The organism is Radicibacter daui (assembly GCA_030657355.1).
Classification (GTDB): Bacteria; Pseudomonadota; Alphaproteobacteria; order Radicibacterales; family Radicibacteraceae; genus Radicibacter; species Radicibacter daui.
Map to the genome: position 1 here is coordinate 1,016,140 of CP131056.1, position 18,304 is coordinate 1,034,443.

Consider the following 18,304-nt stretch of genomic DNA (forward strand, 5'->3'; position numbering starts at 1 on the left):
CCTGTGCCGGTCTGCTCTCCCGATCGGGAGAGCCGTCCGGTTCAGTGTGAGGCCCGGAGGAACGCGGATCATGACGGAACATCTCAAAGCCTTTTTCCGTCCGCATTTCGCCGTGCTGATGGTTGCGCTTCTGGCCCTGCCGGGTCAGGCGTTCGCCGAAGGTGGTGAAGAGGGCGGCCTGCCGCAGCTCAACACTCATACCTACGGCACCCAGATTTTCTGGGGTCTCGTGCTCTTCGTGGTGCTCTACCTGCTGATGTCGCGGGTGGCCTTGCCGCGCGTGGGCGAGGTACTGGAAGAACGCAGCAAGCGGATCACCGGCGATCTCGAGCGTGCGCAGCAGCTGCGTGCCGAGACCGAGGCGCTGGTTGTCTATTACGAAGAAGGCCTCGCCAAGGCCCGTGCCCATGCCGGTCAGGTTATCTCCGGTGTGAACCACGAGCTCTCCGCTGCCACCAATCATCGTCTCGATGAAGTGGGCAAGGCGCTGGCCAAGAAGATCGAAACGGCTGAAAAGCGCATTGCCAAGGCCCAGGCCGAAGCGATGGGCGAGGTCCGCAACGTCGCTGTCGACGTGGCTGCCACCGTGCTCGACAAGCTGGTCGGTATCTCCGACCGCGAACAGGTCACCTCTGCGGTTGACCGCGTGATGGGAGAGCGTGCGTGATGGCCGAGTGGATCCAGGACGCCCATTTCTGGTACTTCGTCGCCTTCGCCATCTTCGTCGTGCTGGTGTGGAAGAAGGTTGCGACCGTCGTTCCGCAGATGCTCGATTCGCGTGCCGAAGCCATCCGCAAGGAACTGGACGAGGCTGCTGCCCTGCGTGAGGAGGCTCAGGCCCGTCTCGCGGAAATCCAGCAGAAGAGCAATGAGGCCGAGCGTGAAGCCGAGCTGATCGTGGCGCATGCCCGCGAGGAAGCCGAGCGTCTGCGCAAGCGAGTCTCTGCCGAGCTTGAGCTTGCGGTCCAGCGCCGTGAAGAGCAGGCCCTTGCCAAGATTCACCAGGCCGAGGCTGCTGCTGCCGAGCAGGTGCGCAATGTCGCCGTTGACCTTGCTGTCAACGCCGCCACCCGTGTGCTCAGCGAGCACATGAAGGCGGATACCGCCAACGGCCTCATCGACAAGGCAATCAAGGAACTGCCGACCAAGCTTCACTGAATGCTGGTCGCTGGTCCTGAACGGTCAGCCTGACGACAAAAAAACCGCCGGTTCCCCTTGGGAGCCGGCGGTTTTTTTTGGATCCGGTTATCCGGGATCAGCGTAGGACTGCGGTCGCCTTGTTGAAGTCCAACTGCTCCGGCGTGAGCTTGAGGCCGATGAGCACACGCAGGTTCTGGCCCTGCTCACGCTTGCCCAGGGGCAGGCGCTGCTCGATCTGGTCGACCACGCGCTGCTGGCGTCCGCCCTGGTCCACCGTGACCGGGGTAGAGAAATCCTGCTGGGCAATGATGGTGTCATCCGGCGCCACCACGGCGACGACATAGGGCACCTGAACGGTGTTGGAGGCGGCGTGGGGGCCAAGCTCGCCTTCCAGCGTCAGGTCGACATCCACGGTCAGCCACTCCTGCCCGTCATCCTTGTCGTAGGTGCAGGTGCCGGTGTAGTCGATGAGCCGGGCGTGGCTATCGACGTCCGTCAGGTCGCGGCCCGGCCCGGGGGCGAAATTGGTCATCTCGGTAAGCTGGGCCACGAAGCCCACCTTCGGGCAGGTGAGGCCCTTGTCCGTCACGGTCTGGTTCTGCGCGGCGCAGCCGGCAACAGCCAGGGTGCTGGCGCCGGCCAGCAGCAGGACGGCGAGCGGACGGCGGACAAAAGCGATGCTGGGCAAACCCATGCCTTTTCTCTCAAGCAATGGTGCGATAAGTCTGGGCCGGACTGTAGGCGAGCGGCTCGCCCGCCACAAGCGCGCGGCTTGGCCGCGGTAACAGGAAAACTACGCAAATGACCACATCCTCGCGCCCGGGCCTGACCGTGCTCATGGCCAATCCGCGCGGCTTCTGCGCCGGCGTGGACCGTGCGATCCAGATCGTCGAGCGGGCGCTGGAGAAATATGGCGCTCCGGTCTATGTGCGCCATGAGATCGTGCATAACCGCTTCGTGGTCGATCAGCTGCGGGGCAAGGGCGCCGTCTTTGTCGACGAGCTGGACGAAATTCCCGATCCCGAGCGTCCTGTGATCTTCTCGGCCCATGGCGTACCCAAGGCTGTGCCTGAGGATGCCGAAGCGCGGCGCATGTTCTATATCGACGCCACCTGCCCGCTGGTCTCCAAGGTTCACCGCGAAGCCGAGCAGCATTTTGCCGAGGGCCGCGAGATCCTGCTCATCGGCCATGCCGGCCATCCCGAAGTGATCGGCACTATGGGTCAGCTTCCGCCGGGTGCGGTCCAGCTGGTCGAGACGGTGGAGGATGCGCGCCGGATCGTGGTCAAGAACCCGGACAATCTCTCCTTCGTGACCCAGACCACGCTTTCCATCGACGATACCGCCGGCATCATTGCCGTGCTGCGTGAGCGTTTTCCGGCGATCGCCGTGCCGCGCAAGGAAGATATTTGCTATGCCACCACCAACCGGCAGGAAGCGGTCAAGGGAGTTGCCGCGCGCTGCGATCTGGTGCTGGTGCTGGGCGCGCCCAACTCCTCCAACTCCAATCGCCTTGTCGAGGTCGCCCTGACCGGTGGCGCTGCTGCCGCCCGCCTGGTTCAGCGTGCCGCGGAGATCGACTGGAGCTGGTTTGAGGGGGTTACCACCCTTGGCCTTTCGGCCGGTGCGTCCGCGCCGGAGGTGCTGGTCGAGGAAGTGATCGATGCCTGCCGCGAGCGTTTCGAGGTGACGGTCGAGACCGTCTCCGATGTACGCGAGAATGTCGTCTTCAAGCTGCCGCGGGTGCTGGCCTCGTGAGTTCGCCGGCGGTCGAGATTTTTACCGACGGCGCCTGCAGCGGTAATCCTGGCCCCGGTGGCTGGGGGGCGATCCTGCGCTGGAAGGGTAATGAGCGCGAGCTCTATGGCGGCGAGGCCGATACCACCAACAACCGCATGGAGCTGATGGCTGCCATCAGCGCGCTGGAAACCCTGACGCGTCCGATGTCGGTGGAGCTGCATACCGACAGCCAGTATCTGCGCCAGGGCGTCACCCAGTGGATCCATAGCTGGAAACGCCGGGGCTGGAAGACGGCCGATAACAAGCCGGTCAAGAATGTCGATCTCTGGCAGCGGCTGGAACTGGCGGCCGCCCGGCATCAGGTGAGCTGGCACTGGGTCAAGGGCCACGACGGCCATGCCGAAAACGAACGCGCCGACGAACTCGCTCGCAAGGGTGTGGCCGATGTGCGTGCCGCCGCGCGCGGCCCGCAGGAGAAAGAGTGATGAGCCTTACCCCGAAGTCTCCCTTCAGCCCGGCTGATCTTGAAGCGCTGCTGCCGGAGCTGATCCGTCTGGCGGACGAGGCCGGGGCGGCGATCATGGATGTTTATGGCCGGGCCGATCATGGCGTGGTGACCAAGGACGACCAGAGCCCGCTGACCGAGGCCGATATGGCGGCGGACCGCATCCTCTATGCCGGGCTCAAGGCGCTTACCCCGGATATCCCGGTGATCACGGAGGAGCAGATTGCCTCCGGCCACGAGCCTGACTTCAGCGCCGGAACCTTCTGGCTGGTCGATCCGCTGGACGGCACCAAGGAGTTCATCGCCCGACGCGGCGATTTCACCGTCAACATCGCGCTGCTGACCGATTACCGGCCGGTGCTCGGTATTCTCGGCGTGCCGGCGCGCGGCCAGCTTTACTGGGGCGGGCGCGGCATAGGCGCTTTCCGCCGCGATCAGGAGGGGATCGCCCCCATCGCAGCACGCGATGCCGTGCCGGAAGCGGGGCTGACGCTGGTTGGCAGCCGCATGCACCGCGACGGGCCGACCCTCGATCACCTGCTGTCCTGCCTGCCGATCGCCGGCCATGTCGCCGTTGGCAGCGCCGTCAAATTCGCCCGCGTGGCGGAAGGCGCGGCGGATTTCTATCCGCGCTTTTCCCCCACCTGCCTGTGGGACATTGCAGCCGGTCACGCCATCGTCGAGGCGGCAGGCGGTGTGATGATGCGGGCCGATGGCGGCACTGTCAGCTACACAAGGCGCAAGGGGCAGGGCACCGAGGCTTTCCTCTCCGACTATTTCGTCGCCGCCAGCGCGCCGACGGCAGCAAAGCTGCAGGGTTACCTGTCTTAAACAAAAATTAACGTTGAGCGGGCCTGTAAATCTCTTTCAGACGCGCTACATGAAAATTATCCACTCGGAACGTTTTCCTGTACCGGGTGGTGCCCATCCTCCTGCCCCGGCCAGTCCCCCTCCGGCCGGGGCATTTTTTATCCGCGATTTGCCCGCCGGCATGGCTGCTCTGTGAGGCGCTGGCTTGCGGGGTGTCCGGCTTTTGCGCTCAGATGGCGGCCTACCCTGTGCACCCTTGTTTCCGGAGGGCGCGCCCGAAGGCCGGAGCCCCGCCCCTAGCATGTCAGATTACGCACTTGATTACGGCAGCCCCCGCGGCGCTGCCTTGATGGGGCTTCGCCACGCCATGGGCTCGCCGCTCATTGTGCTGGGGGCCAGTTACGTCGGGTTCGGCTCGCTGGTGCGCTCGAGCGGCATTCCGCTGCCGGCAGGGTTGCTCTCCACCATCCTTGGCTGGGCGTTGCCCGGGCAGGTGGCGGCCGTCGAACTTTACGGTATCGGCGCCTCGCTGCTGGCAATCATGGCCGCTGTCGCGCTCGTCAATGTGCGCATGATGCCGATGGTCATCGCCCTCATGCCGTTCCTGCGCCGACCGGGTGTGCCGCGCTGGCAATATGTGGCGGCGGCCCATCTCATCGCGGTGACCAGCTGGGTCAATTCGATGCAGCGCTGCCCGCAACTGCCGCCGGAGCAGCGCATGCCCTACATGCTGGGCATCGGCGCTTCGCTGTGGTCGGCGATGGTCTTCTTTACCTGGGTCGGGTACGCCATTACCAACGAACTGCCGGCCAGCGTGTCGCTCGGTCTCGTGTTTCTCAATCCGCTCTACTTCATGCTCGTGCTGGTCTCCGACCTGCGTCAGCGCGCCCGGGCACTTGCCATCGGCCTCGGCGCGGTTGCCGGGCCTTTCACCTATATGCTGTCACCGGAATGGGGGTTGCTCTTCTGCGGCTTCGGGGCAGGCACGCTCGCCTTCGCCGTTGACCGGTTGCTTGCAGCGCGGGAGGCAACATCATGATGGGCGCTTACGCAGCCATTCTGGGCGGCGCTGCCGTCACCTTCTTCTGGCGCCTGATGGGGTTGCTGCTTGCCGGCCGCCTCAAGCCCGATCAGCCCGTGGTGCTGTGGGTTGCCTGCGTTGCCTTCTCGCTCCTGGCGGGTCTTATCTCGCGCATGATCGTGCTGCCGCTGGGGCCGCTGGGTGAAACGCCGCTTACCGCGCGCCTTGCCGGTGTCGCCATCGCGCTTGCGGCCTTCTTCCTTGCCCGCCGCAGCATAGTGCTGGGTGTGCTGGCAGGAGCCGGGGCTCTGGTCGGGATTGCTGCGGCGCTCGCCTAGAGCGCTTGCTGCGCTGTCAAAAGTTCAGGAAAGCGGGGCGAGGCGCTTGCCACGGGTGGGCAGGCTCGGTCCCTGCCGGCCATCATCCAGCATGGTCGCCACCGGCGTTCCCATCGGGAAGGGCACGTCGAACGGACTTTGCAGCTGTGCGTGCAGATGCACCGGCACATCCGGGCTGATGCAGCGGCCGATAGGGGTGCCGGCGGTAATGGTCTCGCCGGCGATCACCTGCGGGCTGTTGCGGGCCAGATGGGCGATGGTGACGAAGACGACACCATCCGGCTGCCGGGTGCGGATGGTCACGCGGTTGCCAAGCCGCGCCTGCCAGCTGCCATGGGCGGCAAAACTCACCTCGTCGCGGCGTTCGGAGAGCGAGTGTTCATCGACCTTCGGCTGCTTGTAGGTCGGCAGGTCGCCGCGCACTTCCACCACCTCGCCGGAAACCGGCGCCAGCACCTGCGGGCAGGCGGCACCCGCCGCAAGGCTGAAGCTGGGATCGGGCGTTACCTCCAGCGCAAAGCGCGTGGCGGGCAGGGTAACATTGTGGTTCTGGTCATAACCGAGTCCGCCCTGCTCGACGATGCCCGGCCGGTCGAATGGCCAGGCCACGGTAATGGCGCTCTCGCTGTCAAAGCGCGCACCGGGATAAGGCACCACACCAACGCCCCACAGCCACAGGCTTGGAAAACCGCCGATGAGCCCGACCAGCAGCCCGAAGAGTGGCGCCGCCCGCAACCGGCGGGTAAAGGCAAGGCGCAGCGCGCTGACGATCAGCATGGCGAGCCCCAGCACCGGCCCCGCGCCCATCACCACGCCGAGCCAGAGCTGTGCGCCGGCTTCGCCGCCCTGAAAGGCGACGGCCCAGGCCACTGCCAGCGTGGCGGCCAGCAGGGCAACGCAGAGGGTCCCGGCAAGGCCAATCAGCCGACCCGCCGGACCTGAGAGCGAGAACAGAATTCTTCTTCCTCCCGGCGGGGAAGAGGGGGCCTCCTCAGGCCCCTTCCGCCGCCAGCTGGTCGATCAGCCCTTCAACCACCGTCAGGCCCTTGTTCCAGAAGGACGGGTCGGTGGCGTCGAGGCCGAACGGGGCCAGCAGTTCCTTGTGCCGCTTGCTGCCGCCAGCACGCAGCAGGTCAAGATACTTCTCCGCAAAGCCCTTCTCGGCTTCCTGGTAGACCGCATAAAGCGAGTTCACGAGGCAGTCGCCGAAGGCATAGGCGTAGACATAGAAGGGCGAGTGGATGAAGTGGGGGATATAGGACCAGAAGTTCCGGTATCCCTCGTCGAACTCCAGCGCAGGCCCAAGGCTCTCGGTCTGCACTTCCATCCAGAACGCGCCAATCTCCTCTGCCGACAGCTCACCCTTGCGGCGGGCATTGTGGACCTTCTGCTCAAAACGGAAGAACGCGATCTGGCGCACCACCGTGTTCAGCATGTCCTCCACCTTGCCAGCCAGCATGGCCCGGCGCTTGGAGGGATCTGCCGTATTCGCAAGCAGGCTCTGGAACGTCAGCATCTCACCGAAGACCGAGGCAGTTTCCGCCAGCGTCAGCGGCGTATCCGCCAGCAGCAGGCCCTGGCCGCCGGCCAGCACCTGATGCACGCCGTGGCCCAGCTCGTGGGCCAGCGTCATCACGTCCCGCACCCGGCCCTGATAGTTGAGCAGCAGATAGGGGTGGGCACCCGGCACAGTCGGGTGAGCAAAGGCGCCCGGCGACTTGCCCGGCCGCACCGGCGCATCGATCCAGGCATTGTCAAAGAAACGTTTGCCGACGCCGGCCAGTTCACCGGAAAAACGCCCGTAGGCATCCAGCACCATGGATTGCGCCTCCGCCCAGGGGATGATGCGTTCATCCTCGTCCGGCAGCGGGGCATTGCGGTCGAAATAGTCCAGCTTGTCGCGGCCAAACCATTTGGCCTTCATCTGGTAGTAGCGGTGCGACAGGCGCGGATAGGCGGAAACCACCGCTTCCGTCAGCGCATCCACCACTTCGTCTTCCACCAGATTGGAGCGGTTGCGCGCTGCTTCCACCCGCTCATAGCGGTGCCAGCGGTCGCCGATTTCCTTTTCCTTGGCCAGCGTGTTGGTCACGAAGGCAAAGGTGTGGACGTTCTCGCCCAGCACCTTGCCGATGGCCTCGCCGGCACGCTTGCGCTTTTCGCGGTTGGTGGAGGAAAGCCAGTCGCTGGCTTCGGTCAGCGTCAGTTCCTTGACCGTGTCGCTGCCCGGCTCGGCGAGGGGGAACCGCAGCCGCGCGATGCTTTCGTCGAAAAAGCGGTTCCAGGCGCCGCGCCCGGCCAGCGAGAGTTCGCTCTCGAAGCGCGTCATCTCGTCGGAGAGCTGGTGGGGCTTGAACACGCGGTTATCGGCAAGCCAGGGCTTGTAGCGGGCAAGCGCCTTGCTGGCGGCGACCTTCTCGGCCAGCGCCGCATCATCGAGGTCATTAAGCTCAAGGGTAAAGAAGGTGAGATGGGAGGCCGTCTCCGTCAGCTTTTCGCTGACACCCTGGGCAAAGCGGGCAATGTCGCCATCGGTGATGTCGCCGGCCCGCATCAGGCCGGAATAGGAGCCGATGCGGTTCAGCACTTCCCACAGACGCTCGAATTCGGCGATGGCCGCGGCCAGAGCGTCGCCATCCAGCGTTGCCAGCTTGCCGGCATAGGCCTCGCGGAAGAGGCGGGCGTCCTTGTCGCTGCCTTCCAGATCCTGCTTCAGCTCGGCGCTGCCCTGGCCGGGATAAAGATCGTTGAGGTTCCACTCCGGCAGATTGCCCAGATCGGGTGTGCCGGCGGCAAGAGCGGACTGGCCTTCGGGCGCGCTGAACGGGTGCAGGGCCGGGCGCCGGGCGGAATGGTGCATTGATGCCTCCTGTGCTTTCCTCCTACATAGGGCTTCGGGGCCTCAAGGCCAAGACGGGGCCGGGAAAGGGAAAGCATGGCAGCGCAGATCATGATCGAGGTCGCACCGGGCGAGCTCATCGACAAGATCACCATTCTGGAAATCAAGCTGGAGAATATGACGGACACGGCCAAGCTCGCCAATGTCCGCCATGAGCTTGATGTGCTTGCCGCGGCGCGGGATGCCGCGATTTCCGCCTCGGATGATCTCGACTACCTGACCGGCGAACTCAAGCGCGTCAATCTCTCGCTCTGGCAGATCGAGGACGATATCCGCGATTGTGAACGGGCTAACGATTTTGGCGAGGCCTTCGTCGAGCTTGCCCGCGCGGTTTACAAGACCAACGACCTGCGCGCCGCCCTGAAGCGCAAGATCAACGAACTGCTCGACTCGCCGATCTTCGAAGAGAAGTCCTACGCGCCTTATTGAGTGATCCTTCCCCGTTGCGGGGAAGGTCCGGCGCAGCCTCTGCCTTGTGCCTTGCTCATTACCCCCATCCGGCCTTCGGCCACCTTCCCCACGCTCACGCGCAGGGAAGGGCTTTAGTTCCTCCCCACCCAAGTGGGGAGGTGGCCCGCAGGGCCGGTGGGGGTAATGAATAGAAATTCGGCAAAAGCTTTTGAAGGCTAGGTTTGGCTCTCACCGTGACGCCAGCAGCACCATGCCAGCCCTGCCGGGGGCCTCGGCATGGGCAACAGCCTTGCCGATGTCGGCGAGGTCATAGGTTGCCTCTACCGGAAACAGGTCGGCCTTCTGCTCCGCCAGCTCCAGCGCCAGCCGGATATCGGCCTTGCGCACCTCCGCCGGCAGTGCCGCCCATCGGCCGACGGTCACGCCGCAGATGTGCAGATCGCGTGTCGGGAACAGAAGGCCGGGTACGCTGACCGGGTCACCAGAGAGATTGCCGTAGACGATCAGGTTTCCACCCTGGCCGAGCAACTGCGCCATGGCGCCGGCCGTCTCACCGCCAACCGGATCGAGCACAACGCCGATGGGCTGGCCCGCGGCGGCCGCGATCAGCTTTTGCTGCCAGCCTTCCCGTTCGGTCGAGATTACCGGAAGGTCGGGAAACACCATATTCAGCTCATTGACGCCGGCCTCGCGGCGAACGACGCCGATCACATCATAACCGCGCTCCAGCAGCAGGCTGATCGTCAGGCGTGCGACCGCGCCGCCGGCAGCCGTCAGCACGATCACATCGTGGCCGGCTTTTGCTGCCGAGGCTTCGACGGCGCGCAGCAACAGGGCCGTTGTCAGCGGGGTTACATGCAGCTGTGCCGCCGCCTCGTCACTCACCCCGTCCGGGATTTCAGTGACATATTCGGCCGGAACCAGCGTCTTTTCTCCCCAGGCCGCCGCGCCGGGGAAAAAGGCGACCCGCGTACCCGGTTTCAGGTGCACGCACTCGCCGGCCTGCTCGACGATGCCAAAGCCTTCAAGCCCCGGCCGCGCGCCGCCTTGCGGAACGGCGGCGCCCGGCCGGTAGCGGCCGGAGATGTTCAGCAGGTCGCCATGGTGGACCGGCCGCAGCAGTACGCGCACCAGAACCTCGCATGGTCCCGGGCTTGCCGGAGCGTCGACCTCTGCGACCTGCAGCACCTCTTCGGGTTTTCCGTGGTCCAGATAGAGGATGGTGCGCATGACAGGGGTTCCTTCAGCTGAAAGGAGGGCGACCGGGGCCGCCCTCCTGTTGCTCGGGTCAGATCTGGGCCTTGCCGCCATCGACGAAGAGTTCGGCGCCGTTGACGAAGCTCGACTCTTCCGTGGCGAGGAACAGCACGGCCTTGCCGATCTCTTCCGGCTGGCCAACGCGGCCGAGCGGAACGGTGGAGGCGAGGTAGTCGAGCAGGCCTTGCTGCTGCGCCTTGTCGTCGCCGGCCAGTTCAACGAGGCCGGTGGTCTCGATCGGGCCGGGCGAGACCACATTGACCCGCACGCCGGTGCCCTTGAGGTCGAGGATCCAGGAGCGGGCGAGGTTGCGCAGCGCTGCCTTGGAAGCCGAATAGACGCTGAAATTGGCGTTGCCTTCGATGCCGGTCGTCGACCCGGTGAGGATGATCGAGGAGCCCTTGCCAAGCAGCGGCAGCGCCTTCTGCACGGTGAAGATGACGGCCTTGACGTTGCGGCCGAAAATGTCGTCGACCTGCGCCTCGGTGATCTGGCCGAGCGGCAGCATGTCGCCGCCGCCGGCATTGGCGAACAGCACGTCGAGGCGGCCATGATCGGCCTTCACCCGGGCATAGAGCCGGTCGAGGTCTTCCAACTTGGCGGAGTCTGCCTGGACGCCGGTCACGTTGCCGCCGATCGTGGCGACGGCCTTGTCGAGCACATCCTTGCGGCGGCCGGTGATGTAGACGTGGGCGCCTTCGGCAGCGAAGATTTTTGCGGTGGCAAGGCCGATGCCGCTGGTGCCGCCGGTCACAACGGCAACCTTGTTTGCAAGCCTGTTGGTCATTTGGGTCTCCATCCTTGAAGATGTGTTCGAGGGTTCGCTCCCGGCGGTGCCCGGAGCGTTGAAAGGGTTTTGTTTTTCGGGTGGAGAGCGGCGGCCGCCTGCTGGTTGCTGCGGCCCTGTCGTCGCCGTCCGATGACCTGAACTTATGAAGTCAGGGCAGGAGCGAGAAGACAGTCCTTCTGGAATCACTATCCATGAGAATGGATAATGGCCGGCTCAGTAGGGGCGGGCGTTGCAAGGCGCAAACACGGCCGCCGCCCAGTCGGCGAAGGCCCGCAGTTTCGGGCTGGGGAAGCGGCTTGCCGGATAGACAAGGTGCAGAACATTGCCGCGGGGGCGCCAGTCCGGCAGCAGTTCCACCAGAGCGCCGCTTTCAAAATGGCGCCGGGTCATAAAGCCGTAGGTCTGCCCCACGCCAAGGCCGCAGAGCAGGCTGTTCAGATGGGCGGTGCTTTCATTGACCGCGATGCCCGATTTCGGCGTGATCTCGATCTGCTCGTCTCCCCGCGTGTAGCGCAGCGGCATCGTCCTGCCGGTGGCGGCGGAGAAATAACCGACGATCCGGTGATCCCCTTCAAGGTCCGCCGGTGTCGCGGGCAGGGCCCTTCCTTCCAGATAAGCCGGCGCGGCGCAGGTTACCCAGTCCAGTTCGCACAGCTTGCGGGCGACAAGCGACGTGTCCGCCAGCTGCCCGGCCCGGATAACGCAGTCCACCCCTTCCCCGATCAGATCGACCTGCCGGTCGCTGATGCCGAATTGCAGATCGATATCCGGGTATTTTTCCTGGAAGGAAGGCAGCGCCGGGATGAGAACCAGATTGGCAAGGCTGGAGCCCACATCCACCCGCAGACGGCCCCGGGGGGCGATGCGCGCGCTCGCCGCCATGCTGTCCATCTCGTCGATATCGGCCAGCACGGCCAGCGCCCGCTCATGATAGGCGGCGCCATCCTGCGTGATCGTCACCGCCCGTGTGGTGCGCTCCAGCAGCTTGGTGCCGAGATGGGCTTCGAGGTCCTGCACCAGTTTGCTGACCGAGGAGCGCGGCAGGTTCATCCTGTCCGCGGCCTTGGCGAAGGACCCGGCCTCGGCAATACGAACGAAGGCACGAAGGGCAAGCAGATGGTCCATGAAGCGCAATCCTCAAAAGGCGGCTTCCCGGACATAAGCGTGGGGGCTGAAGGTGGTCAAGGCGATCATCCACCCGCGTGGATAAATCCCCCAATGCTCCAGTGGTGAGGCGTTTGGGGAAGGTGCCGCAACGCGGCGGATGGGGGTAATGAGGTGAGGCCAGTCAAAGGCCTTCGCCTTATGGCTCCCTCATTACCCTCACCGGCCCTGCGGGCCACCTCCCCACGTGGGTAGGGAGGGTGTATTCCGGCTCTTACACCGCCCAGCAGGCGCAGCCGAGGGCGCCCCAGAAGTTCTTGAGGTCATCCACCGGCATCACCTTGCTCCAGGCGCTGGCATGGGCATGGCCGTGGACGTTGCATTCATGTCCGCAGCCGCAGGCCGCCTCCGCCTGCCGCATGACAGCCTGCTGGCTATGCAGGTTATGCCCGGTAAGGGCGCTGTCACCCCAGGCGCCATAACCGCCGAACTTGCGCACCGGAGACCAGTCGGGCATGGCCGGCGGTACGTCGCTTTCATCAAGGCTGGCGAAATCACCTGCGCCATAGACGACCTTGCCGCCCACCATGGTCAGGAGCGCGCTCATGTCGGCGATCTCGTTTTCCGCGCAGGCAAAGAAGTCGCGATCCGGCACGATCAGGTCGGCAAGCTGCCCGGCTTCAATCCGGCCCTTCTTGCCTTCCTCGTTGGAGAACCAGGTGACGTTCTCGGTCCACATGCGCAGTGCCGTCTCGCGGTCGAGGCAATTGTGCTGCGGATAGAGGCGAAGCCCGCCGACGGTACGCCCGGTGATGAGCCAGGAGAGCGAGACCCACGGATTATAGGAGGCAACGCGCGTGGCATCCGTGCCGGCCGAGGTCTTGATGCCCTTTTCCAGCATGCGGGCAACCGGCGGGGTGGCCGCGGCGGCGCCGAGGCCGTACCGCTCGACGAAATATTCGCCCTGATAGGCCATGCGGTGCTGTACGGCGACGCCACCACCAAGGGCGGCGATACGGTCAATCGAGCGCTCGGAAATGGTCTCGGCATGGTCGAAGAACCAGTTGAGGCCCTTCAGCGGAATGTCCTTGTCCACCTTCTCGAACACATCGAGCGCGCGGGAGATGGTCTCGTCATAGGTGGCGTGCATGCGCCAAGGCCAGCGGTTCTCCGCCAGTACCCGCACCACCTCTTCCAGATCGCCTTCCATCTCCGGGCCCATATCCGGGCGAGGCTGGCGGAAATCCTCGAAATCGGCAGCGGAGAAGACCAGCATCTCGCCGGCGCCGTTGTGGCGGAAATAATCGTCGCCCTGCTTGTATTTCGAGGTCTTCGTCCAGTTGAGGAAGTCCTCCTTTTCGCCCTTGGCCTTCTGGGTAAAGAGGTTATAGGCAAGGCGGATGGTCAGCTGTCCGTCGTCATGCAGCTTCTGGATGATCTCGTAATCGTCCGGATAGTTCTGGAAGCCGCCACCGGCATCGATGGCGCCGGTCACACCCAGCCGATTCAGCTCGCGCATGAAGTGGCGCGTGGAATTCAGCTGATATTCCGGCGGCAGCTTGGGACCCTTGGCAAGGGTGGAATAGAGGATGCCGGCATTGGGTTTGGCGAGCAGCAGGCCGGTAGGATTGCCGGCGGTATCCCGCACAATCTCGCCGCCCGGCGGGGCCGGGGTGTCCCTGGTGTAGCCCACCGCCCGCAGCGCGGCGGCGTTCAGCAGCGCGCGATCATAGAGATGTAGCAGGAACACCGGCGTGTCCGGGGCCACGGCATTGATCTCGTCGATGGTCGGCAGGCGCTTTTCGGCAAACTGGGTCTCGGTGAAGCCGCCCACCACGCGCACCCACTGCGGCGGCGGGGTGATCGCCACCTGCGCCTTCAGCATGTTCATGGCGTCGGCCAGCGAGCGCACGCCGTCCCAGCGCAGCTCCATGTTGAAGTTGAGGCCGCCACGGATGATGTGCAGATGGTTGTCGATGAGGCCTGGCAGGACACTGCGGCCCATGAGGTCGATGACCTTCGTCTTCGCTCCCTTCAGCGCCATCACGTCCTTGTCGCTGCCCACCCGGGTAAAGCGGCCCTCCGTGATGGCGACGGCGGCGGCCATCGGATTGGCGCGGTCGAGCGTGGTGAAACGCCCGTTATGGAGGATGAGGTCGGGGGAGGTATCGGTCATCGTCATGGGTCCCTTGGAAGATCGGATCCTGCCGGCGCAAGAGGGCTCGAGCCGGCTCAAAACCGGGCGGCGGACGCCGCTATCTTAACCTTCGGCGGATGGTTCGGAAGTTGCGGCAACGTCGCGCGCGGATGGCGCGCCCTTGGGCAGATGGCCAAACATGTGGGGGCGCACCTGATGCAGCCAGGACTGCACGATGGGCTCCTTCTGCCAGATATGGCGCACCAGCGGCGGGATCTGCTCGCCCGCCAGCATGCCCAGAAGGCCCAGCAGCGCCACTACGGGCGGCGCCGGGGAGCGCACATGGATGAGGCTGTAGATGATGCCGACCAGAAGGCCGGCGAGGATCGAGGCCAGATAGAGTTTCATGGGTGAAGCCCTGCCGCAGCAAAAGGAAGGGCCGGGCTGCCCCATTTCTCCCCCTTGGGGGCGGGCAACCCGGCCATGAGATGCTGAAATCAGCCCTCGTGCGCGCCGAACATGCTCTTGGCGTAGATGATGCCAAGGCCGTAGGCGCCGCCGAACTTCTTCGCCACGCCGGTGGTCTGTTCATAGGTCTCGGTGCGGGCCCAGTCGCGCTGCAGCTCGAGCAGGTACTGAAGCGAGGTCATCGGACGGGCACCGGCCTGCACCATGCGCTCGATGGCGCGCTCATGCGCTTCGGCGGAAACGTCGCCGCAGGCATCGGTGATGACATAGACCTCGAAGCCCTGGTCGATGGCCGACAGGGTGGGGCCGACGATGCACACGCTGGTCCACAGGCCGGCGAAGACGAGACGGGTCTTGCCGATCTCGTTTACGCGCTTGATGACGGCCGCATCTTCCCAGGTGTTCATCGAGGTGCGGTCGAGCAGCGCCTGGCCCGGGAAGGCATCGGTGATTTCGCTGAACATCGGGCCGGAGAAGCTCTTCTCGGCAACCGTGGTCAGGATGGTCGGCACCTTGAATTCGGCAGCGGCGTTGGAGATCAGCGCCGCATTGTTGCGTAGCGTGATCGCGTCGATCGAATGCGTCGCAAACGACATCTGCGACTGGAAATCGATGAGGATCAGCGCGTGATCCGTCGGCGACAGCAGCAGGGCGCCCGGAGTGGGGGTGGCGGTGATCGGCATGGTGTTCTGTCTCCGCGCGCCGCCTCTTTTCAAGGCGGCGGATTGTTGAAATCACGGGGCAGACACTAGGCCCGGCGTCCGGGGCGGTATTGTCCACAAGCTGGGGATTTGGATAATCCTATGCCCGTGCCAGTGAATTTTTGGCCGTCGCCACCAGCGAACATCCTTCCGTCCTGCCGCCGCCCTGGCGGGCAAGGGCTTCATCCAGCAATGCCCGGCAGTCAATCACGATTCCCGAGCCGGAAGGCTCTACCAGCTCGGCCAGCACGGCACGCAGCCGGGTAACCGCCGGGGCGGTCCGGCCGCGGGTAAGGTTGAAGCGGGCAAGATCGGCTTCCGCGCGCAACTGCCAGGCAAGGTGGCTCTGCCGCCTTGCAGTCTCGATTGCCCGCATCAGCAATATCTCGGCTTCCTGCTCGTGGCGCACCGGATCCTCGGCCAGTAATTGCAGGCTGCGGACGCGCCAGGCCTCGGCCGCCATCCAGTTTTCCGGATCGGCGTCGATATGGGCGATAAAGCTCGCATCGACCAGCGCCGGATGGGACGGCCCCAGCAACTCGCTGTGCAGCAGGGACGGCGGCGCCCAGTCGAGCGGCGCCGGCCCGCGGCGGCCGCCCTGAAGCTGCAGGCACAGCTCCAGATAACTTGCCCATTCGCGCCAGTGGCCAAGGCCATGTTCGTCGGCATGGCGCTGCAACAGATCGATGCTGCGCCGGGTGCCCCGCGCGTCGCCTGACCACAGGGGCAGCAACACGCAGGTCGTCACGATGACGTAGCAGATGGTGGGGGCATGGCCGAGGGCGAGGGCGTCGTCGAGGATCGCCGCGCTTTCCCGCTCCCCGGCTGCAAAGTGGCCCTTGCACCACAGGACGAGCGCACGTGCGGCGCGCGCCACGATCCACGGGTCGTAGTGAAAGCTGGTGCGCAGCAGGGCCGGGTTTTCGCGCGGGGTTACGGCAAGCGCGGCTTCGGCATGCACGCGGGCTTCATCCAGATGGCCAAGGCGCAGATGCGCCACCGCCAGCATGCGCCGGTGCACGAAGCGCAGCACGCTCTGGCCGGGATAGTTGGCGGCGATTTCGCCAAAACTCCGGGCATGTTCCAGCGCCAGCCGGCAGTCGGAGGCGTAGTTGGCGGCGGTATAGAGCAGCTTGAGGACGCGCAGTTCGAACACGGGCATCGCCAGCCGTTCGGCCAATTGCTGCGCCCTCAGGGCAGCGGCGCGGGTTTCATCCGTGAAGCCGCGCAGATTGAACAGGCAGGCACTGAGCGCCGTCTTGAGGCGCATTTCTTCTTCCGGCATTTCCTCCGGCAGGTCGGCAAGCCGCGCGAGCGCCAGTTCGATCAGACGGCCATATTCGGCGATGTAGCCAAATTGCAGCCACAGCGGCGCCGAATAGGCGGTGATGCGGATAGCCTCGACGCTGTTACCTTCCCCATCGAATCCCCAGCGCAGCGTCTCGCGCACATCGTTGAGATTGCGCCGGTAAAACTCCATGCGCGCCGGGGTCGTCTCGCCTTCCCAGTCACCTTCGTCGGCGGCGAACTGCCGTGCCAGCAGAGTGGCCATGCGCTCGCGCGCCAGCGTGCCTTCACCGGCATCGGCCAGTTTTTCGAGCGCATAGCTGCGGGTGGTCTCCAGCAGGCGGAACAGCACCTGGCCCGGCCGGTTCACCGTGACCAGCATGGATTTGGACACAAGGCCCGAGAGTGCATCGAGAAACCGGCCGGAGGCCTCTGCGCTGCCCCGCACGACGAAGGCGGCGCTTTCCATCGGAAATTCCGACCGGAACAGGGCGACCCGCCGGAGCGCGGCCTGCTCGTCCGGTGTCAGCAGCGCATGGCTCCAGTCCAGTGTTGCCCGCAGCGTCTGCTGGCGTCCGCTATAGGTCCGGTATCCGCGCGACAGCAATCCCAGATGATCATCGATGCCTGTGGCAAGTGCCCCGACACTCAGGATGTCGAGCCGGGCGGCGGCCAGTTCGATGGTCAGCGGGATGCCTTCCAGCCGCCGGCAGACGGCTGTTGCAGCAGCGATGTTGCCATCGTCCAGCCGGAAGCCGGGAGCTGCGGCCTCGGCGCGGGCGGCAAACAGCTGCAGGGCAGGATAACGCCCCGCCTCGGCGGCGGTCGGCCGGCCCGTTTCCGGCGGCAGCGCCAGCGGCTGCAGACGCTTGATCTTTTCGCCGCGGGTGCGCAGCGGCTCGCGGCTGGTCGCAAGGATGACCGGCCCTGCCGTCTCCAGCAGCAACCGCTCCACCAGCGTGGCAATCGCATCGACGAGATGTTCGCAATTATCGAGCACCAGCAGTATCCGCCGCCCGTCCAGTTCGCGGGCGAGCAGCCGCTCGGGTTCCGCGGTGCTGGAGAAAAGGGAGAGTGCAGCCGCGACCGTGCCCGCCACCCGCTGTGGGTCCTCCAGGGCGGAAAAATCAATGAAAAAGGTACTGCGCCGGGTATCGCGGCTGAAATGCTCCATCACTGCGCGGGCCGTGCTGGTCTTGCCGATACCGCCGGAGCCGACCAGTGTCACCAGCCGGCTGCGGGTCAGCTCGTCCGCGATGTCGGCGACCGTTTCGTGCCGGCCGAACAGGGCGTTTGCCGGTAGCGCCGGGCGTGCGTCCAACGGTGCCCGCGGTGCAGCAGCCGGCTGCGCCGATGCGGCAACGGGGGCGATGAAGCTGTAACCCCGGCCGGGGATATTGGTGATGTAACTGCCCGATCCGGGCGCATCGCCCAAAATCTTGCGCAGCGCCGCCATGTGCACGCGGATGTTGCTTTCATCCACCGTCAGGTCCGGCCAGACTTCAGCCATCAGCTGAGTGTTCGTCACCACCTCGCCCGGGTGAGAGGCAAGAGTGATCAGCAGATGCAGTGCGCGCGAGCCGATCTTGACCGGCACCCCGGCGCGCAGCAGCAGGCGCCGGTCGGTCAAGAGCTCAAACGGCCCGAAAGAAAGGCTCTGCGCGTTCACACCCGCTCCTGGAAAGAAAGGCCATTC

General features: G+C 65.1%; 18 protein-coding genes. 8 read left to right on the plus strand and 10 right to left on the minus strand.

The features are described from left to right. Positions 1 to 70: 70 nt before the first annotated feature. Both QTL98_RS04710 and QTL98_RS04715 read left to right on the plus strand, forming a co-directional pair. Positions 71 to 667, plus strand: a complete 597-nt coding sequence (locus QTL98_RS04710) for a F0F1 ATP synthase subunit B family protein (protein WP_445681070.1) — start codon at positions 71 to 73, stop codon at positions 665 to 667. Continuing rightward, entirely contained in the window at positions 667 to 1,158 is a 492-nt protein-coding gene (locus QTL98_RS04715; protein ID WP_445681071.1) for a F0F1 ATP synthase subunit B family protein, read from the plus strand. Before QTL98_RS04710 ends, QTL98_RS04715 begins: the two co-directional genes overlap by 1 nt. 97 nt (positions 1,159 to 1,255) lie before the next feature. Here QTL98_RS04715 and QTL98_RS04720 read toward each other — a convergent pair whose 3' ends face one another. Beyond that, positions 1,256 to 1,834 carry a hypothetical protein gene (locus QTL98_RS04720; RefSeq protein ID WP_445681072.1) on the minus strand — a complete coding sequence of 193 codons (579 nt, stop codon included), beginning with the start codon at positions 1,832 to 1,834 and terminating at the stop codon, positions 1,256 to 1,258. Between the two features lie 107 nt (positions 1,835 to 1,941). Between QTL98_RS04720 and ispH the strand changes: the two genes are divergently transcribed. The 5 genes from ispH (at position 1,942) to QTL98_RS04745 (ending at position 5,554) form a co-directional block, all read left to right on the plus strand. Then, on the plus strand, positions 1,942 to 2,898 hold the full coding sequence (gene ispH / locus QTL98_RS04725) for a 4-hydroxy-3-methylbut-2-enyl diphosphate reductase (RefSeq protein ID WP_445681073.1): 957 nt from the start codon (positions 1,942 to 1,944) through the stop codon (positions 2,896 to 2,898). Continuing rightward, positions 2,895 to 3,365, plus strand: a complete 471-nt coding sequence (gene rnhA / locus QTL98_RS04730; RefSeq protein ID WP_445681074.1) for a ribonuclease HI — start codon at positions 2,895 to 2,897, stop codon at positions 3,363 to 3,365. Before ispH ends, rnhA begins: the two co-directional genes overlap by 4 nt. Then, a complete protein-coding gene (gene cysQ, locus QTL98_RS04735; RefSeq protein WP_445681075.1) occupies positions 3,365 to 4,216 on the plus strand; it encodes a 3'(2'),5'-bisphosphate nucleotidase CysQ in 852 nt (283 codons plus the stop codon). Before rnhA ends, cysQ begins: the two co-directional genes overlap by 1 nt. 280 nt (positions 4,217 to 4,496) lie before the next feature. Further along, the gene (locus QTL98_RS04740) at positions 4,497 to 5,234 is read left to right on the plus strand and encodes an AzlC family ABC transporter permease (RefSeq protein ID WP_445681076.1); all 738 of its coding nucleotides are present in this window, start codon (positions 4,497 to 4,499) and stop codon (positions 5,232 to 5,234) included. Then, positions 5,231 to 5,554, plus strand: coding sequence for an AzlD domain-containing protein (locus QTL98_RS04745; protein ID WP_445681077.1), 324 nt, complete (start codon positions 5,231 to 5,233; stop codon positions 5,552 to 5,554). The genes QTL98_RS04740 and QTL98_RS04745 overlap by 4 nt, the downstream gene beginning before the upstream one ends. 24 nt (positions 5,555 to 5,578) lie before the next feature. Here QTL98_RS04745 and QTL98_RS04750 read toward each other — a convergent pair whose 3' ends face one another. Beyond that, on the minus strand, positions 5,579 to 6,424 hold the full coding sequence (locus tag QTL98_RS04750; protein ID WP_445681078.1) for a hypothetical protein: 846 nt from the start codon (positions 6,422 to 6,424) through the stop codon (positions 5,579 to 5,581). A gap of 121 nt (positions 6,425 to 6,545) precedes the next feature. Beyond that, positions 6,546 to 8,414: a M3 family oligoendopeptidase gene (locus QTL98_RS04755; RefSeq protein ID WP_445681079.1), complete on the minus strand. Its 1,869-nt coding sequence runs from the start codon at positions 8,412 to 8,414 to the stop codon at positions 6,546 to 6,548. Between the two features lie 75 nt (positions 8,415 to 8,489). On the opposite strand from QTL98_RS04755, the gene QTL98_RS04760 reads away from it, so the two are divergent. Further along, positions 8,490 to 8,882: a DUF6165 family protein gene (locus tag QTL98_RS04760; RefSeq protein WP_445681080.1), complete on the plus strand. Its 393-nt coding sequence runs from the start codon at positions 8,490 to 8,492 to the stop codon at positions 8,880 to 8,882. A 210-nt stretch (positions 8,883 to 9,092) separates the two neighbouring features. On the opposite strand, the gene QTL98_RS04765 is transcribed toward QTL98_RS04760, so the two are convergent. The 7 genes from QTL98_RS04765 to QTL98_RS04795 all read right to left on the minus strand — a co-directional run bounded on the left by QTL98_RS04765 (position 9,093) and on the right by QTL98_RS04795 (position 18,277). Continuing rightward, a complete protein-coding gene (locus QTL98_RS04765) occupies positions 9,093 to 10,094 on the minus strand; it encodes an alcohol dehydrogenase catalytic domain-containing protein (RefSeq protein ID WP_445681081.1) in 1,002 nt (333 codons plus the stop codon). Between the two features lie 58 nt (positions 10,095 to 10,152). Further along, positions 10,153 to 10,908: an SDR family NAD(P)-dependent oxidoreductase gene (locus QTL98_RS04770; protein WP_445681082.1), complete on the minus strand. Its 756-nt coding sequence runs from the start codon at positions 10,906 to 10,908 to the stop codon at positions 10,153 to 10,155. A gap of 216 nt (positions 10,909 to 11,124) precedes the next feature. Continuing rightward, positions 11,125 to 12,036, minus strand: a complete 912-nt coding sequence (locus tag QTL98_RS04775) for a LysR family transcriptional regulator (protein WP_445681083.1) — start codon at positions 12,034 to 12,036, stop codon at positions 11,125 to 11,127. 253 nt (positions 12,037 to 12,289) lie between these two features. Continuing rightward, positions 12,290 to 14,191, minus strand: a complete 1,902-nt coding sequence (locus tag QTL98_RS04780) for an amidohydrolase (RefSeq protein ID WP_445681084.1) — start codon at positions 14,189 to 14,191, stop codon at positions 12,290 to 12,292. Between the two features lie 84 nt (positions 14,192 to 14,275). Beyond that, complete coding sequence (locus tag QTL98_RS04785) at positions 14,276 to 14,560, minus strand: DUF1427 family protein (protein ID WP_445681085.1); 285 nt, start codon at positions 14,558 to 14,560, stop codon at positions 14,276 to 14,278. An 89-nt stretch (positions 14,561 to 14,649) separates the two neighbouring features. Further along, positions 14,650 to 15,303, minus strand: coding sequence for a hydrolase (locus QTL98_RS04790; RefSeq protein ID WP_510637533.1), 654 nt, complete (start codon positions 15,301 to 15,303; stop codon positions 14,650 to 14,652). Between the two features lie 118 nt (positions 15,304 to 15,421). Beyond that, a complete protein-coding gene (locus tag QTL98_RS04795) occupies positions 15,422 to 18,277 on the minus strand; it encodes an ATP-binding protein (RefSeq protein ID WP_445681086.1) in 2,856 nt (951 codons plus the stop codon). Between the last annotated feature and the right edge of the window lie 27 nt (positions 18,278 to 18,304).

Coding starts and splice junctions, on each gene's coding strand:
- QTL98_RS04785 (WP_445681085.1), bottom strand. CDS start 14,560: ATGAAACTCTATCTGGCCTCGATCCTCGCCGGCCTTCTGGTCGGCATC.
- QTL98_RS04715 (WP_445681071.1), top strand. CDS start 667: ATGGCCGAGTGGATCCAGGACGCCCATTTCTGGTACTTCGTCGCCTTC.
- QTL98_RS04755 (WP_445681079.1), bottom strand. CDS start 8,414: ATGCACCATTCCGCCCGGCGCCCGGCCCTGCACCCGTTCAGCGCGCCC.
- ispH (WP_445681073.1), top strand. CDS start 1,942: ATGACCACATCCTCGCGCCCGGGCCTGACCGTGCTCATGGCCAATCCG.
- QTL98_RS04745 (WP_445681077.1), top strand. CDS start 5,231: ATGATGGGCGCTTACGCAGCCATTCTGGGCGGCGCTGCCGTCACCTTC.
- QTL98_RS04775 (WP_445681083.1), bottom strand. CDS start 12,036: ATGGACCATCTGCTTGCCCTTCGTGCCTTCGTTCGTATTGCCGAGGCC.
- QTL98_RS04720 (WP_445681072.1), bottom strand. CDS start 1,834: ATGGGTTTGCCCAGCATCGCTTTTGTCCGCCGTCCGCTCGCCGTCCTG.
- QTL98_RS04765 (WP_445681081.1), bottom strand. CDS start 10,094: ATGCGCACCATCCTCTATCTGGACCACGGAAAACCCGAAGAGGTGCTG.
- QTL98_RS04770 (WP_445681082.1), bottom strand. CDS start 10,908: ATGACCAACAGGCTTGCAAACAAGGTTGCCGTTGTGACCGGCGGCACC.
- QTL98_RS04760 (WP_445681080.1), top strand. CDS start 8,490: ATGGCAGCGCAGATCATGATCGAGGTCGCACCGGGCGAGCTCATCGAC.
- QTL98_RS04740 (WP_445681076.1), top strand. CDS start 4,497: ATGTCAGATTACGCACTTGATTACGGCAGCCCCCGCGGCGCTGCCTTG.
- QTL98_RS04790 (WP_510637533.1), bottom strand. CDS start 15,303: ATGCCGATCACCGCCACCCCCACTCCGGGCGCCCTGCTGCTGTCGCCG.
- QTL98_RS04780 (WP_445681084.1), bottom strand. CDS start 14,191: ATGACCGATACCTCCCCCGACCTCATCCTCCATAACGGGCGTTTCACC.
- QTL98_RS04710 (WP_445681070.1), top strand. CDS start 71: ATGACGGAACATCTCAAAGCCTTTTTCCGTCCGCATTTCGCCGTGCTG.
- cysQ (WP_445681075.1), top strand. CDS start 3,365: ATGAGCCTTACCCCGAAGTCTCCCTTCAGCCCGGCTGATCTTGAAGCG.